The 15,030-nt window shown below is 69.9% G+C and carries 13 protein-coding genes; 5 read left to right on the top strand and 8 right to left on the bottom strand.

Features of this window, described 5'->3' with window-relative positions:
- Positions 1 to 76: 76 nt before the first annotated feature.
- Positions 77 to 799, top strand: coding sequence for a dienelactone hydrolase family protein (locus tag ACIOD2_RS40480; RefSeq protein WP_400550419.1), 723 nt, complete (start codon positions 77 to 79; stop codon positions 797 to 799).
- 46 nt (positions 800 to 845) lie between these two features.
- On the top strand, positions 846 to 1,226 hold the full coding sequence (locus ACIOD2_RS40475; protein WP_400550417.1) for a VOC family protein: 381 nt from the start codon (positions 846 to 848) through the stop codon (positions 1,224 to 1,226).
- A 72-nt stretch (positions 1,227 to 1,298) separates the two neighbouring features.
- Here ACIOD2_RS40475 and ACIOD2_RS40470 read toward each other — a convergent pair whose 3' ends face one another.
- From ACIOD2_RS40470 to ACIOD2_RS40440, 7 genes are all read right to left on the bottom strand, one after another.
- Positions 1,299 to 2,153: an amidohydrolase family protein gene (locus ACIOD2_RS40470; protein WP_400550415.1), complete on the bottom strand. Its 855-nt coding sequence runs from the start codon at positions 2,151 to 2,153 to the stop codon at positions 1,299 to 1,301.
- Positions 2,150 to 3,694, bottom strand: coding sequence for a benzoate-CoA ligase family protein (locus tag ACIOD2_RS40465; RefSeq protein WP_400550413.1), 1,545 nt, complete (start codon positions 3,692 to 3,694; stop codon positions 2,150 to 2,152). Before ACIOD2_RS40465 ends, ACIOD2_RS40470 begins: the two co-directional genes overlap by 4 nt.
- A gap of 9 nt (positions 3,695 to 3,703) precedes the next feature.
- Positions 3,704 to 5,125, bottom strand: coding sequence for a benzoyl-CoA 2,3-epoxidase subunit BoxB (boxB, locus tag ACIOD2_RS40460; protein WP_400550411.1), 1,422 nt, complete (start codon positions 5,123 to 5,125; stop codon positions 3,704 to 3,706).
- A gap of 5 nt (positions 5,126 to 5,130) precedes the next feature.
- The gene (gene boxC / locus ACIOD2_RS40455; protein WP_400550409.1) at positions 5,131 to 6,750 is read right to left on the bottom strand and encodes a 2,3-epoxybenzoyl-CoA dihydrolase; all 1,620 of its coding nucleotides are present in this window, start codon (positions 6,748 to 6,750) and stop codon (positions 5,131 to 5,133) included.
- A gap of 31 nt (positions 6,751 to 6,781) precedes the next feature.
- Positions 6,782 to 7,216 (bottom strand): hypothetical protein, encoded by a 435-nt coding sequence (locus tag ACIOD2_RS40450; protein WP_400550407.1) that lies wholly within the window; start codon positions 7,214 to 7,216, stop codon positions 6,782 to 6,784.
- 87 nt (positions 7,217 to 7,303) lie between these two features.
- Positions 7,304 to 8,194, bottom strand: a complete 891-nt coding sequence (locus ACIOD2_RS40445) for a GNAT family N-acetyltransferase (RefSeq protein ID WP_400550405.1) — start codon at positions 8,192 to 8,194, stop codon at positions 7,304 to 7,306.
- Positions 8,195 to 8,348: 154 nt separating this feature from the next.
- On the bottom strand, positions 8,349 to 10,775 hold the full coding sequence (locus ACIOD2_RS40440) for a beta-glucosidase H (RefSeq protein WP_400550403.1): 2,427 nt from the start codon (positions 10,773 to 10,775) through the stop codon (positions 8,349 to 8,351).
- A 93-nt stretch (positions 10,776 to 10,868) separates the two neighbouring features.
- Between ACIOD2_RS40440 and ACIOD2_RS40435 the strand changes: the two genes are divergently transcribed.
- Entirely contained in the window at positions 10,869 to 11,438 is a 570-nt protein-coding gene (locus tag ACIOD2_RS40435) for a TetR/AcrR family transcriptional regulator (RefSeq protein ID WP_400550401.1), read from the top strand.
- Between the two features lie 396 nt (positions 11,439 to 11,834).
- Here ACIOD2_RS40435 and ACIOD2_RS40430 read toward each other — a convergent pair whose 3' ends face one another.
- The gene (locus ACIOD2_RS40430) at positions 11,835 to 12,275 is read right to left on the bottom strand and encodes a MarR family winged helix-turn-helix transcriptional regulator (protein WP_400550399.1); all 441 of its coding nucleotides are present in this window, start codon (positions 12,273 to 12,275) and stop codon (positions 11,835 to 11,837) included.
- A 49-nt stretch (positions 12,276 to 12,324) separates the two neighbouring features.
- Between ACIOD2_RS40430 and ACIOD2_RS40425 the strand changes: the two genes are divergently transcribed.
- Together ACIOD2_RS40425 and ACIOD2_RS40420 are read left to right on the top strand one after the other, a co-directional pair.
- Positions 12,325 to 12,792 carry a DUF1579 family protein gene (locus ACIOD2_RS40425; protein ID WP_400550397.1) on the top strand — a complete coding sequence of 156 codons (468 nt, stop codon included), beginning with the start codon at positions 12,325 to 12,327 and terminating at the stop codon, positions 12,790 to 12,792.
- A gap of 329 nt (positions 12,793 to 13,121) precedes the next feature.
- On the top strand, positions 13,122 to 15,017 hold the full coding sequence (locus ACIOD2_RS40420; RefSeq protein WP_400550680.1) for an ABC transporter ATP-binding protein: 1,896 nt from the start codon (positions 13,122 to 13,124) through the stop codon (positions 15,015 to 15,017).
- The last annotated feature ends 13 nt before the right edge of the window (positions 15,018 to 15,030 follow it).

Below are 15,030 nucleotides of genomic sequence, written 5' to 3'. Positions count from 1 at the left end.
CCGTCCGGGGGTCACGCCGGGAGCTGGCTGCCCGGGTGGCGCGCGCGGAAACTGGTGCTCGGCGAAAGGACGAAACATGTGTCACAGCAGGGAAAGCCGCCCGCCCGCGTTGGCGAACCCCGGCGAAGTCGCCCGGAGCGGCGCGCTCGAACTCACCTCCGCGGACGGCACGGTGTTCTCGGCACTGGAGGCGATCCCGGCCGCACCCAACGGCGTCCGGATCGTGCTCCTGCCGGACATCCGCGGCACGCACCCCTTCTACCAGGCGCTGGCGAACCGCTTCGCCCAGGCGGGTTTCCCGACGGCGGCTATCGACTACTACGGCCGCACCGCGGGTGCCGGAGTGCGCGACGACCACTTCGAGTGGAAGCAGTACCTGCCGTCGGTCCGGCCGGACGAGGTGGCGGCCGACGTCCGGGCGGCCGCGGCGCACCTGGGCTCGGGCCCGCTGTTCACGATCGGCTTCTGCTTCGGCGGCGGCCAGTCCTGGTGCCTGGCCGCGAGCGACCTCGGCGTCAACGGCGTGATCGGCTTCTACGGCCTGCCGCAACCGGCCACCGAAGTCGTCGAGGACATCGCGGCTCCGCTCCTGCTGCTGCTCGCGGGTGCCGACGTCGCGACGTCACCGGAGGAGTTCGACACGTTCACGGCCCGTCTCGACGAGGCGGGCAAGCCGTACGAGAAGCAGGTGTACGAGGGCGCCCCGCACTCGTTCTTCGACGCGGCGTACGCCGAGTGGCAGGACGCCTGCGACGACGCGTGGGAGCGGGTGCTCGCGTTTATCGCGAAGCACCGTTGAAAAAGACGTGCTGGTCAGCGCCCTCCGGCGGGCGCACGATGAGTCGATGCTGACCGATTCGACCATCACGACGATGCTCCCGGTGACCGACAGCGACCGCGCCGGCCACTTCTACGCCGACGCCCTCGGCCTGAAACCGACGGGCGCGAGCGAGGACGGCACCCGCTACTTCGCGGCGGGCGCGGGCGTGATCGGACTGCGGCCGGCACCGGACGGCGCGCGGAGCGAGAGCACGGCGCTGAGCTTCGAGGTCACCGACCTGCCCGCCGAGATCGCGGCCCTGGAGAGCCGCGGCGTCCGCTTCCAGGACTTCGACGTCGAAGGCCTGAAGACGGTCGATCACATCGCCGACCTGGGCGCCGAGCGGGCGGCGTGGTTCACCGACTCCGAAGGCAACGTGCTCTGCATGCACCAGGTACTGGGCTGACCTCTGGGGGCCACGGGGACGCCGGTGCGGCCCACGTCGGGGCCGACGTGGCCGCACCGGCACTCCCCGTGGTCAAGCGAGTGAGGGCATCAGCTTGATCGCGTTGCCCGACAGGACTCCCGTCAGCACCTCTTCCGGCCACCCCAGCCCGGCCAGCGACCGGACGTTCTTCGCCACCGACGGCACCCCCGGCCAGTCGGTGCCGAACACGAACTTCCCGGCCAGCCGGGCCAGGTCGAACCGCTGGTAGTACTCCGGCAGCTTCTTCGGCGGCAGGCCCGCCAGGTCGAGCCAGACGTTGTCGCGGGCCAGCGCGAGGAACGCGGCCACGTCGTACCACCAGCCGCGGCCGCCGTGGGCGAACACGAACTGCAGCGCCGGGAAGTCCTCGACGACGTCGGACAGCAGCTCGGGATTCCCGAAACTGGTGCGGGAACCGGGAAAGCTCGACGTTCCCGAGTGGAGGATCACCGGCACCCCGCGCTCGAGGCACAGCTGGTAGACCGGGTACAGCTCCTTGTCCGCCGGCGAGAACGCGCCGTGCACCGGGTGGATCTTCAACGCCACCGCGCCCAGATCCAACTGGCGTTCGACCTCGGCCGCGGCCGGGTGGTGCAGGTACGGGTTGACGTTGGCCACCAGCCGGAACCGCTCCGGGTTGTACTCGACGAGCGGCAGGTTGTCCTCGATGGACTGGATCCCGGTGGCCCGCGGGCTGTACTCGCAGAACAGCAGCACCCGGTCGACACCCTCTTGCGCCATCAGGTCGTCCATCGCCGACGGGATCACCGCCCCGTCGTCGGAGTACACCGAACGCCACGGGTACGTCCCGGCGAAGTCGTGCGCCCACTGCAGCCACGCGGGCTTGAGCGTCGGCAGGCGCGGGGTGTGCACGTGCGCGTCGACCACGAAGTGCCCGTCGATCACGGGCTCGGCACCACCCGGAGCACGTCGCGGACCTGCTCGCGGATCACGTTGCGGCGGATCTTCCCGGTCGCCGTCTTCGGCAGCTCGGCCAGCTCGACCACCCCTCGGGGACGCTTGAACGCCGCGAGCCCTTCGCGGCAGAACTCGATCAGCTCTTCCGCGTCCACCGTAACGCCGGGAGCGGCCACCACGCACGCCACGGGCTTGTCGAGGCCGTCGGCGTCCGGCGCGGCGACCACCGCGACCTCGGCCACCGCCGGGTGCATCCGCAGCCGTTCCTCCACTTCGGACGGTGACACCCAGATCCCGCCCGCCTTCAGCATGTCCCCGAAGCGGCCGAGGCAGCTGTAGGTGCCGTCCTCGTTGAGCACGTAACTGTCGCCGGTGCGCAGCCACTCACCCTGGAACACGAGCTTCGTCGCGTCGTAGCGGGCCCAGTAGCCGGTCGCCGTCGACGGCCCGGAAACGAACAGCTCACCGGGTTTGCCGACGGCGTCGATCACCGCGCCGGCCTCGTCGCGGATCTGCACGGCGTACCCCGGCACGGGGACGCCGGTGCTGCCGGGCCGCACCGCGCCGGGTTTGTTCGACAGGAAGATGTGCAACGCCTCGGTCGAGCCGATGCCGTCGAGGATCTCCAGGCCGAAGCGGGTGCGGAACCGCTCGAACAGGGACGCGGGCAGCGGCTCGCCCGCCGAAACGGCGTACCGGACCGAGGCGAACGAGTCGTCCGGGACGTCGCTGGCGAGCAGCGCCGCGTAGAACGTCGGCACGGCGAAGAACAACGTCGGTGCTTCTTCACGGGCCCGTCGGGCGAACAACGCCGGCGTCGGCCGGGACGGCTCCAGCAGCGTCGTCCCGCCCGCGGCGAGCGGGAAGAAGGCCGAGTTTCCCAGTCCGTAGGCGAAGAAGAGCTTCGGCACCGACAGGAACCGGTCGGTCGCGACGGTGCCCAGCACGTCGCGGCCGTAGGTCTCGCAGACCGCGCGGATGCTCGCGTGCCGGTGCATCGCGCCCTTCGGCTGGCCGGTCGTGCCCGAGGTGTACAGCCACAGCGCGGGCGAGTCCTCCCACGTCTGTCCACTTCGGAACGTCCCGCCCAGCTCGGACCACTTGTGCGTCCGGACGCCGAACCCGCTCGCCTCGGCGCGGTCGAGCAGGACGTCGGTGACCTCGGGAGCGAGGCTGACCGCGGTCACGGCCTGCTCGGCGAACTCACCCGAGACGCACAGCAGCCGCGCCCGCGAGTCGGCGAGCATCTTGCCCAGCTCCAAGCCGGTGACCATGGTCGAGACCGGCACCGCCACCGCGCCCGCGAGCATCGCGCCGAGGATGCCGGTGAGCAGCTCGACGTCGTCGACCATGCAGAACATGACCCGCTCTTCGGGACGCACCCCGAGCTCGGTGAGCCCGGCGGCGACCCGGCGGGACTCCGCCGCCAGCTCGGCGTAGGTGAGCGAACGCCGGGGCGACACGACCGCCGTCGTGTCCGGCTGCCCGGCCGAAAGCAGGTACTCGGCCGCGTTGAACCCTGTCGCCACCCAGGCCTCCTACGTGAGGTACACGTACTCGTAGTCGAAGGGCTTCCCGTTGATGCCCTGCCGCGGCGGCGCCACCCAGCTCGCGATCTTCCCCCGCTCGTACACCGGGTGCATGAGCGAGCGGACGAACGCGAGGTCCTCGGTCGTGGGCAGCCACTTGTTCTTGCCGGCCAGCCACGTCGCCTCGTCGACGATCGTCCCGTCGGGAGTGACGTGGTGGCCGGAGTTTATGCCCACTTCCCGGTTGAAACCAGGGTGCGGCAACCGGAACGTGAAGTCGATCCCGGCCTCGGTGAGGATCTTGTTCCAGCGCTTGACGCCGGTCTCGCAGTCGGCCGTGTACTCGCTGCGCAGGTCGAGGTTCAGCAGCAGGATCGCCTGCAGCTCCTCGGACGTCCAGGTGCCGTCGCCGGCCGGTTTGTCCAGCGTGCGGGCGTCCTCGGTGAGCTTGTGGTCGTCCTTGCGGCGGGTCTCCTGCCAGCGGCCCTTGAGCCCGGCGGTGTAGTAGTTCGCCGCGTTGGTCGACGTCTCGCTGCCGAACAGGTCGAGCGAAACGGTGTAGTGGAAGTTGATGTAGCGCTGGATCAGCTCCAGCGGGATGCCGCCGTGCGGCCCGATGTCACGCGTGTCGTGCTCGCGGATCAGCTCGGCGCTGCGCATGACCACGCGGTCGACCCCGGTGGTGCCGACGAACATGTGGTGCGCTTCCTCCTTCAGCATGAACTCGCAGGTGCGCGAGAGCGGGTCGAAGGAGCTCTCCTTGAGCGTGCCGAGCTGGTACTTCCCGTCGCGGTCGGTGAAGTAGGTGAACATGTAGAAGGCCAGCCAGTCGGCGGTTTCCTCGTTGAACGCGCCGAGGATGCGCGGCGCGTCCGGGCTGCCGGAGTTGCGCAGCAGCAGCCCTTCGGCCTCGTCCCGGCCTTCGCGGCCGAAGTAGGCGTGCAGCAGGTAAACCATCGCCCACAGGTGACGGCCCTCTTCGACGTTGACCTGGAACAGGTTCCGCAGGTCGTAGAGGCTCGGCGCGGTGAGCCCGAGGAGCTTCTGCTGCTCGACGGACGCCGGTTCGGTGTCCCCCTGGATGACGATCAGCCGCTGCAGGTCGGCGCGGTACTCGCCGGGCACCTGCTGCCACACGGGCTCGCCCTTGTGCTCGCCGAAGGAGATCCGCCGGTCGGGGTCGCGCTCGGCGAGGAAGATGCCCCAGCGGTAGTCCGGCACGTTCACGTGGTCGAAGTGCGCCCAGCCCTCGCGGCCCACGCTGATCGCGGTCCGCAGGTAGACGCCCTGGGTTTCGAGCGTCGGGCCCATCTCGCCCCACCAGTGCATGAACTTCGGCTGCCAGCCCTCCAGCGCGCGCTGCAGCCGGCGGTCGTCGGCGAGGCTGACGTTGTTGGGGATCTTGGCGTCGTAGTCGATTTTCTCGGGCATGAGCGCTAGACCCGCTTCCTGTCGAAGACGGCCTTCTGACCAGTACCGTATCGGCGCAGCGCGCCTTCCGGACCGGATGCGTTCGGCCGGGTGAAAATCCAGTTCTGCCAAGCCGCCAAGCGGCCGAAGATCTTGGTCTCGATGGTCTCCGGGCCGACGAACCGGTGGTTGGCCTCCATGCCGGTGAGCGCGTCCGGGCTGAGCGACGCGCGGCCTTCGAGCGCGATCCGGATCTCGTCCTCCCAGTCGAGGTCGTCCGGCGCGTCGGTGACCAGGCCGAGCTCGACGGCTTCCGCGGCGCTGAGCTCGTGGTTCTTTTCGCGCGCGAGCCAGGCGAGGTGGTCGTCGTCGCCGTAGAAGCGGGTCTGCAGGCGGGTCAGGCCGTTGCCCATCGGGAACGCGCCGAAGTTGGCTTCGGACAGCCGGATCGTCGCACGCTCGGCGGAGTCCTCGTCGTCGATCGGCGGCCCGTCGAGCAGGTACTGCCGGTCCGCGGCCAGCGCGATCTCCAGCAGCGCGCCGGCGAAGCAGCTGCCGGGCTCGATGAGCGCGATCAGGCTGCGGCTGGTGACGTCGAGGCGTTTGAGCGTGCGCTTGAAGTAGTGCGTGATCTCGTTGGCCAGCCAGTCCTTCCCGCCGAGGACGGCCTGCTCGTGCGCGAGCACCTTCTCCGGGTCACCCTGGGTCCGCAGGATCCAGGTGCCGGCTTCGACCTCGTTGGTGCGCAGCCGCAGGATGGCGTCGTCCAGCTCGCGGGTCATCGCGAGGAACCAGCCGCCCGCGCCCTCTTCGTGCAGGTCACCGGGGTCGTTCTCGGGCCCCTTGATGGTGATGGTGGCCTGGTCTTTTTCGACTGCGACGTCGACGTACCGGTGTTCGAGCGGGGTCAGCTCGATGCCGCCCTCGCCGGTCCGGCCGGATTCCTGCGCGATCTCCCGCGCCCGCTGCGCCACGGTCTCGCGGAACCCCTGGCGCGGCACCAGCTCGTCGACCAAGCGCCAGTCGACGGCCGTCTTGCCCTTCACGCCGTCCGAGCGCGTCGCGAAGACGTCCGCGAGGTCGCGCCGGACGCGGCGCTTGTCCACCACCCGGGTCAGGCCACCGGTGCCGGGCAGCACCCCCAGCAGCGGCACCTCCGGCAGCGCGACGGTCGACGAGTTGTCGTCGATCAGCAGGATCTTTTCGCAGGCCAGGGCGATCTCGTAACCACCTCCGGCGCAGGTGCCGTTGACCGCGGCGACGTAGGTCTGACCGGAGTGCTCGGTCGCGTCCTCCATGCCGTTGCGGGTCTCGTTGGTGAACTTGCAGAAGTTCACTTTCCAGTGGTGCTCGGACGCGGCCAGCATCCGGATGTTCGCGCCGGCGCAGAAAACCTTGTCCTTCGCGCTGGTCACGACGACCACGCGGACCTCGGGGTGTTCGAACCGCAGCCGCTGGGTGGCGTCGTACAGCTCGATGTCGACACCCAGGTCGTAGGAGTTGAGCTTGAGCTCGTAGCCCGGGACCAGCCCGCCCTGCTCGTCGACGTCCAGCTCGAGCCAGGCCACCTCCCCGTCGAAGCTGAGCCGCCAGTGGCGGTACTCGTCCGGACGGCGGTCGAAGGTCACCGGTGTGGTGGTGGTCACCGACCGATTGTCTACACGAAATCTGCGAACGTCAACGTTGTGTAGAAACTTGATCTCGCACAATCACCCGGTTGAGCGTGGCCCAGGCCCAGATGACGAACACCCACAGCGCGATCCCGGCCGCGGAGTCGGTGAAGATCGTCGTGAACCAGAACGCCGGGATCTGCGGCACGCCCGTCAGGAAGTGACCCAGAGTGACCATTCCGGCCAGCGAGTAGACCAACAGGAACGCCAGCGCCCGCGGATAGCGGCCCTGGGTGTACGCGCGGTAGCCGAAGAAGCCGAACGTCGTGAGGAGCACCCAGGCGAACGCGACGACCACCCCCGCCACCACCGCGGGGATACCGGGTAGTTGCGGGTAGTCCGCGACCCGGATCGTGTTGTGCGCGTAGTGCAGCGTCGTGCTGAGCAGCGAAAAGCCGAGGATCACGCGGAGCGGAGTCAGCCCCTTCTTCAGAACGTCCATCACAGGCCCCCAAGTCGACTAGATAGATCGCTCTAGCGACGGTACCGCGCGGCGGCCGTGCCGGGCAAGACACGGCCGCCGCGCCGCTCAGACCAGGTCGATCCGGTGCTGCGTCACCGGGTAACCCGCCTTCGCGAAGGCCTTCGCCATCGGCACGTTCGGGACGTCGGTGGCCGCGACGATCCGGTCGGCGCCGTACGCGACGAGGTCGTGCGTGGCCTCGACCAGCAGGTCGTACGCGTAACCGTGCCCCCGCTGCTCCGGCACCACGGCGATGTAGCCGACCACCGGGTCGTAGTAGTTGCGGCTCGGCAACGCGAAGCCGACCAAGTCGCCTTCGCGCGTGTACGCGAGCCGCCACCACTCACGCGGCGCGGGCATCCACCGCATGATGTCGAGGTCCTCCTGCGCGGCCGCCTCGACACCGTGCTCGGCCACCGTCCGGCGGACGTGCGCGTCGAGGCTGTCGGCGTTGACCTTGCGGAAGACGTCCAGGATGACGTCGTCGTCCGGCTCCGGCCGGAACTCGAGCCGTCCCGGCCGCTCCGGCAGGCCGTTCTCCGGCGTCCAGCTGTACCGGTAGCGCTCGACGAGCTTGCGGTAGCCCGCCTTTTCGGCCGCTTCGACGCGGACGTTCACCTCGTGCGCGACGTCCGGGTCGTCCTGCCACGCGGGTGGCGTGGTCAGGGAGTACTCCACCCGGAACGGCGCCGTCGTCAGCACCTGCACGGCGGCGTCGAAGTCGGTGAAGTCGAACCAGTCGAGCGCGATCGGCTCTTCGTCGTCCGGCCCCGACCACCAGGCGGCCCGCGCCACGACGACGTCGTCGCGCAGCGCGACCCACGTCCGGCCGGGCCGGTAGTCGGCTTCGCGGTAGCCCTTGCCGAGCAGCCCGCGGCCCACGAGACCGGGGTCTGACAGGGAGGTGAACAGTGATTCTTCGCCCGCTTCGAGCGGGCGCACGACCAGATCGGTCATGGAAGTCCTTCCGGGAATGCACACGCTCCCGGCTACGAAATGGGCACCCTCGAGGCGAGGTGGGAGCGCGTGATCGGTTGCGTGATCATCGGACCCACCTCCTTTCGCCGGTCAAGGGTGCGCGAGTGAAGCTACGGGCCGCCGGCTCGGGGCGTCAACGGATTTTCTGGAGCACGGTTCGCGTGCTCAGCCGCGGCTCGGCGTAGGAGTGCGAAGCCTCGAGGACGTACTCGCCGGCGATGTGCCGCCAGCCGTCGCGCCAGACCGAAACCGACCGCGGCGCGATGGTGATCTCGGCGTCCACGACCTCGCCCGGGCCGGCTTCGACGCTCGCGAACCCGGCCAGCCAGCGGTGCGGGCGATCGCCGCGTTCGGTCGGGACCAAGTAGAGCTGAACCACTTCGCGGCCCCTGCGCTTGCCGGTGTTGCGGACGCGGACTCGCACCTTCGCACCGCCTTCGTCGTCGGGGAAGACGTCGAGCTCGTCGTACACCCAGGTCGTGTAGCCGTGACCGTGGCCGAACCAGTAGGCGGGCTTCCGGTCGGTTCGGGCCCAGGCGCTGTATCCGATGTAGACGCCTTCGTCGTACGGCAGCACGCCTTCTTCGGGGGCCACGCGGGTGACGGGCGCGTCTTCGAGCTTCGCCGGCCAGGTCGTCGGGAGGCGGCCGCCCGGCTCCTCGTGTCCGAAGAGGACGTCCGCGAGCGCGTCGCCACCGGCCTGGCCGGGGAACCAGGTGAGCAGCACCGCGGCGACGTCGGCACGCCACGGCATCTCGACCGGCGAGCCGGCGTTGACCACGACCACGGTGTTCGGGTTGGCCTCCGCGACGCGCGCGACGAGTTCGTCCTGACGTCCGGGCAGCGCCAGGGAAGTCCGGTCGAAGCCCTCGCTCTCGACCTCGGCGGTGGTGCCGACCACGACAACGGCGACCTCGGATTTCCCGGCCAGCGCAACGGCTTCGTCGAGCGCGGCGTCCGGGTCGAGCACCGGGCCGCGGTGCCCGAGCGCGAAGATCACCCAGGCGAAGGTGCCGCGCGCGAACTCCGCCATCTCCGACGGGACCCAGTAGGTCAGGCTGACGTCGACCGGCTCGCCCGCGGTGAGCTCGACGTCCCGCCGCTGCTCGATGACCTGCATGATCGAGGTGAAGACGTCACCGCCTTCGGGCAGGTTGACGCCGTCGAAGAGGGTTTGCCCGCCGACGACGAGGCGGAGGTCGCCGGGGCCGGTGAGGCCGAAGGTGTGCGTGCCGGTGGTCTCCGGGAGGAAGGTGCCTTCGATCTCGACGCTCGCGAGCGTGGCCAGGTCGAGGCCGGCCGGGAGCTCGCCGATCCAGTCGATTCTCGCCTCTCGCAACGGAAATTCAGCCAATCGGGTGCCATCCGCGGCTTTCGCGAGGGCTCGGAGCCGGAAATTGTCGGTGGCCGGCGGTAGCGTCGTTCGCGGATCGGCACCGATGGCGTAAGTGAGTTCGGTGCCCGCGGGAAGGGCCTTGCGGAGGCCGTCGAGAGGGGAGACGACGTGGTCGGGAAACACGGTGGCGCTGCCGCCGCCGAGGATCTTGGGGTCGGCGGCGAGCGCGCCGATCAGGGCGATGCTGGGCGGCTGCTTGAGCGGGAGCAAGCCGATCTGGTTGCTGAGCAACACGAAAGACCGGTGCGCGACCTCGCGCGCGACCGCGTCACCGTCCACAGTGGATTGCCCGGGGAGTGTTCCGCCCTCGAGCGCGCCGGTCCGGTGGGCCAGGAGGAGCACCCGGCGGACCATGTCGTCGACGACGTCCGGGTCGACTTCGCCGCCGCGTACGGCTTCCGCGAGCTGGTCGCCGAACACCGTGCGCGGGCCGGGCATCGCGACGTCGAGCCCGCCGTTCGCCGAGGCGACGGTGTCGCGCGCGGCCAGCCAGTCGGAGACGACGAAGCCGTCGAAGCCCCATTCGTCGCGCAACACGCCGTTGAGGAGTTCCGCGTGCTGGGTCATCGTGGTGCCGTTGACGCTGTTGTAGGCGGCCATGATCCCCCACGGCTTCGCCCGCAGGACGATGAGTTCGAAGGGCGCGAGGTAGAGCTCGCGCAGCGCGCGTTCGCCGAGGTGGACGTCGGCGGTGAAGCGTTCGGTCTCGGAGTCGTTGGCGACGAAGTGCTTGACCGTCACACCGACTCCGCCGTCCTGCACGCCGGTGACGTAACCGGCGCCGACCATCCCGGTGAGGAGGGGATCTTCGGAGTAGCACTCGAAGTGCCGGCCACCCAGCGGTGAGCGCTGCAGGTTGACCGTGGGTGCAAGGAGCACGTGCACGCCCTTGCGGCGGGCTTCCTGCGCGAGCAGCCGCCCGGCCCGCACGGCCAGTCGCGGATCCCAGGCGGCGGCCAGCGCCGTCGGGCTGGGCAGCGTGACGGACGGGTCGTCCGGGCTCCACCGCACCCCGCGGACGCCGACCGGGCCGTCGGAGAGCACGAGGGAGGAGAGCCCGATCTCCGGCCGGGCGGGCAAGGTCCAGACGTCCTGGCCGGCGAGCAGGCGCACCTTGGCGTCCAGGTCGAGCTTGTCCAGCAGCGCGTCGACGTCGAAGCTCATGCTGCCCCTTCCGGAGGTCCTGTCGTCACCCTACCTGGCGCTAAGTAGTGAACGTTACGCTTCCGTGACGGGTTGTCCCGTAGGCTCGGGATCATGACCCGGGCCAGGGGCACCGACCGCCGCACGAGCATCGTCCGTGCCGCCTTCGACGTGATAGCCGAGCGCGGTTACCGGGGCACGTCCCTGGCCGCGGTGGCCGACCGGGTGGGCCTGACCCAGCAGGGCTTAATGCACTACTTCCCGACCAAGGAAGACCTGCTGACGGCAGTCCTGGAAACCCGCGACGAGTGGGACCTGCTGCACTTCGGCCGCGACTCCTCGGCGATGACGGTCAACCAGCTGGCCGACTTGGTCGACTACAACGCGACCCGCAAGGGCATAGTCCAGACGTACACGGTCCTGGCGGCCGACAGCGTCACGGACGACCACCCGGCAAGGTCCTACTTCCACGACCGCTACGCCCGAGTACGCGCGGGAATGACGGAGATGCTCGAGCGCCACCGCGACGAGCTACCGCCGGGCTCCACACCGGAACAACTGGCCCCCTTGGCCATCGCCGTCCTGGACGGTCTGCAACTGCAGTGGCTACTGGACCCGGAGCAAGTCGACATGTCAGCAGGCTTCCGCACGTTCCTGACCCTGCTGGGCATCAAACCGGACTGACCAGCACCGCCGGCCAACAGGGCCGGACCAAGACAGCGATAGCACAGCCTGCCTAGCCAGCGGACCGAGCCACATCGCCCAGCTCAGCCCACCTGACCCGAACTTTCACAACACCGCGGCTGCACCACCAACCGCCACCACACCTCAGTCGCAACTCGACCATCGCGCCGCAGCCCTGTTCCTGCCCGGCGAGCCACATCCCCGGCGCAGCCCGCTCAGCGCGAACAACCCGGCCGCACCACCGCTACCGCGGCAGCCAGCCCCGCACAACCGCAGCCGCGCACCACCAACCCGCGCCACCCCACCCCTACCGCAGCAGCCTCCCGCAATCACCGCGCCGAAGCCCTCCCACGCAACCCGACCGAGCCACACCCCCAGCGCGGCCCAACCAACCCCTCACAACCGCCGCACCGCCAACCCCCGCAGCCGCTGCAACGTCCGCAGCGTCACCTCCAACTCCCCCTCCGGCACCTCCGCAGCCAACTCCTCGGCCCACGCCACCTGCGCCGCCCCCAGCGCATCCATCGCCGACTCAGCCTTCGAGGTCAGAGACAACAACGGCGCCCGGGCGTCGGCCGGGTTCGGCAGCCGGTCCAGCATTCCGTTGCGCAGCAGGCGGTTCACCGTCTCCTGCACGCTCTGCCGGCGCAGCCCGCGGCGCCGCGCGACCTCCGCGGCCGTTGCGGCGCCGTCCTCCAAGAAGCCCAGCACCTGCCACTGCGCCGCCGTCAGGCCGACCGGTGCCGTCAGCGCGTCGCCCGCGGCGAGGAAGCCGCCGTTGCACGCGAAGACCGCGTCGATCACCCGGGTGAACGTCTCAGCTCTGGCGGACCGCATGCGTGCTAGCCTCGCATATCGACAGGCACCTGTCGAATTGGAGACGACCATGGACATGCCCACCCTCGGCCCCGCGCACGACGCCCTGAAGGCCTTCGTCGGCGACTGGGCCGGCACCGAAGAACTCGCCGCGTCCCCGTGGGCGCCGGCCTCGACCGCGCACGCCGACTGCGAATACCGCCTGGCGCTCAACGGTTTCGCGCTGATCCAGCACTACCGCCAGCGCCGCGAAGACGGCACGGAGTTCCTGGGGCACAACATCTTCACCGTCGACCCACAGACCGGCGAAACGCTCTGGTACGGCTTCGACAGCTACGGCTTCCCGCCCGAATCCCCCGCCCGCGGCGACTGGGACGGCGCGACGCTCGTCCTGGCCAAGAAGACCACCCGCGGGGTGGCCCGGCACCGGCTCACGCCGGACGGCGACACCCTGACTCACGAAATCGACGTGAAGATGGGCGATGACGACGAATTCAGCCCATTCCTGCGCGCCCGGTACCACCGAAAGAACGGGTAGTGGAAACAGGCGACGTCCCTCCCCCCTTGCACGAGGACGTCACCTGTTTCCGGTCTCTGCCACCACATCCGCAAGACCGCGGCTCAATTAAACAACAATTATTACTTATCCAGCCTTGCGCTTTCAGGTTATGCAGCGAGTGTGTCCGCGGAGCCGCCAGAGGCCCAGAGAAAACGATTACTTTCACCCGAACGGCCTAACGTCGACACCGTCTCGTGCCCCACCGGGCCACGAAAATTGTCGTACCCCCGGAGTACACCTGAACCGTGCGCAGATCCGCCGGAACCACCCAGGACACGGACTCGCCCCCGCTGATCGGGGTCGAGAACATGAAGATGCCCGAATGGGCGCGGGTCGACGAACGCGTGGTCGACGCCGGGTTCGGGCGGGCCGTGCGCGCGCTGCCCGCCGCGATCGCCGTCGTGCTGCGGCTGGCGTGGCGGACCTCGCCGCGGCTGACCCTGCTGGCCGGGCTGGTGCACGTCGTTTCCGGCTGTGTCACCGCGTTCGGGCTGCTCGCCACCGCGAACGTCTTCACCGCGCTGCTCGAACAGGGCCCGACCCCGGAGCGGGTCCTGCAGTCACTGCCCGCCATCGCCGTCGTCACCGGTTCGTACGCGGCGCGCGCGTTGCTCGACGCCGCCGTCGCGGCCGTCGAAGGCGCGCTGCGGCCCCGGGTCACCGCGGCGGCGGACGACGCGGTGACGGCGGCGGTCGTGCGCGTCGGGCTGATCGCGTTCGAGGACGCGGACTTCCGGGAGCTGGCCCGCCAGGGCGCGCGGTTCGGCGTCCGGGCCATCGAGACCAGCCTGCGCCGGGTGGCGGACCTGACGTCGTCGGCGATCTCGCTCGCGGCGGCGATGCTCACGGCCGGGCTGCTGAATCCGTGGCTGGCGCCGGTCCTGCTGCTCGCGGCGGCGGCCGACGGCTGGTCGGCGGCGCGCGTCGCCAAGCTGAACTACCGGCACTTCCTCGACACGGTCGGGCGCAACATCCGCAAGTCGATCGTGGAGGAGGTCGCCACCTGGCGGTCGATGGCCCTCGAACGCCACGCGCTCACGCTCCAGGAGCCGCTGCTCGGCGAGTACCGGCGCATCTCCCGCAGCCTGACGCGCGAGGAGGTCCGGCTCGCCCACCGCAGCAACCTGGTGCGGACCACCGGGCGCGCCGCGGCCGGTTTCGGCACCGCCGTCGCCTACCTGGTGCTCGGCTGGCTGCTCTACACCGGCGGGATGGAGCTGGCGCTGGCCGGCACCGCGGTGCTGGCGATGCGCACGGCGTCGGCGTCGCTGTCCAACACCATGCGCGCGGTCAACTCCCTGTACGAGGACTCGTTCTACATCGGGTTCTACAACCAGCTGCTGGTGGAGTCGGCGAGGCTCCGGCCGCCACCCACGGCGGTGACGGCCCCCGCCGACCCCGCCGAGATCCGGCTCGAGGGCGTCACGTTCACCTACCCGGGCCAGAAGAACCCGGCGCTGCGGGACATTTCCCTGACGATCCGGCGCGGCGAGGTGATCGCGCTCGTCGGCGAGAACGGCTCGGGCAAGACCACCCTCGGCAAGCTGCTGACCGGCCTCTACCCGCCGGACGAAGGCACGGTGCACTGGGACGACGTCGACCTCGCGCGGGCCGACCCGGAGTCGGTGCACACGAACATCGCGGTGATCGCGCAGGAACCGGCGGAGTGGCCGATGACGGCGGCGAACAACATCACCGTCGGCCGCCTCGGCCGGCCCGACCCGGAACGCCTGGCGTGGCGGGAAGCGGTGGGCTACTCGGGCGCCGACGAGGTGATCGAGTCGCTGCCCCGGCAGGAGAACACCGTGCTGTCGAAGAAGTTCGACGAGGGCCACGACCTGTCCGGCGGCCAGTGGCAGCGCATGGGCATCGCCCGCGGCATCTACCGCGACGCGTCGGTCCTGGTGGCCGACGAACCGACGGCGGCCCTCGACGCCCGGGCGGAGGCCAGGGTGTTCGCGGGCCTCCAGCACGCGAGCACGTCGAACCGCGGCCGGCGCACGACGATCCTGGTCACCCACCGGCTGGCCAACATCAAGTCCGCGGACCGCATCCTGGTCCTGGAGAAGGGCAGGCTCATCGAGGAGGGCACCCACGACCAGCTGATCCGCGCGGGCGGGGTCTACCACGAGCTGTACGAGATCCAGGCCCGCGCGTACCGCAACGGCTCAGGCGAGGAGCAGCGACAGCGCGCACCCTCCTAGCGGATTTACGCCC

It is taken from the genome of Amycolatopsis sp. NPDC088138 (assembly GCF_044741685.1).
Taxonomy (GTDB): Bacteria; Actinomycetota; Actinomycetes; order Mycobacteriales; family Pseudonocardiaceae; genus Amycolatopsis.
The sequence above is the reverse complement of the archived record's forward strand: the minus strand, read 5'-3'. Positions and strand labels throughout refer to the sequence as shown.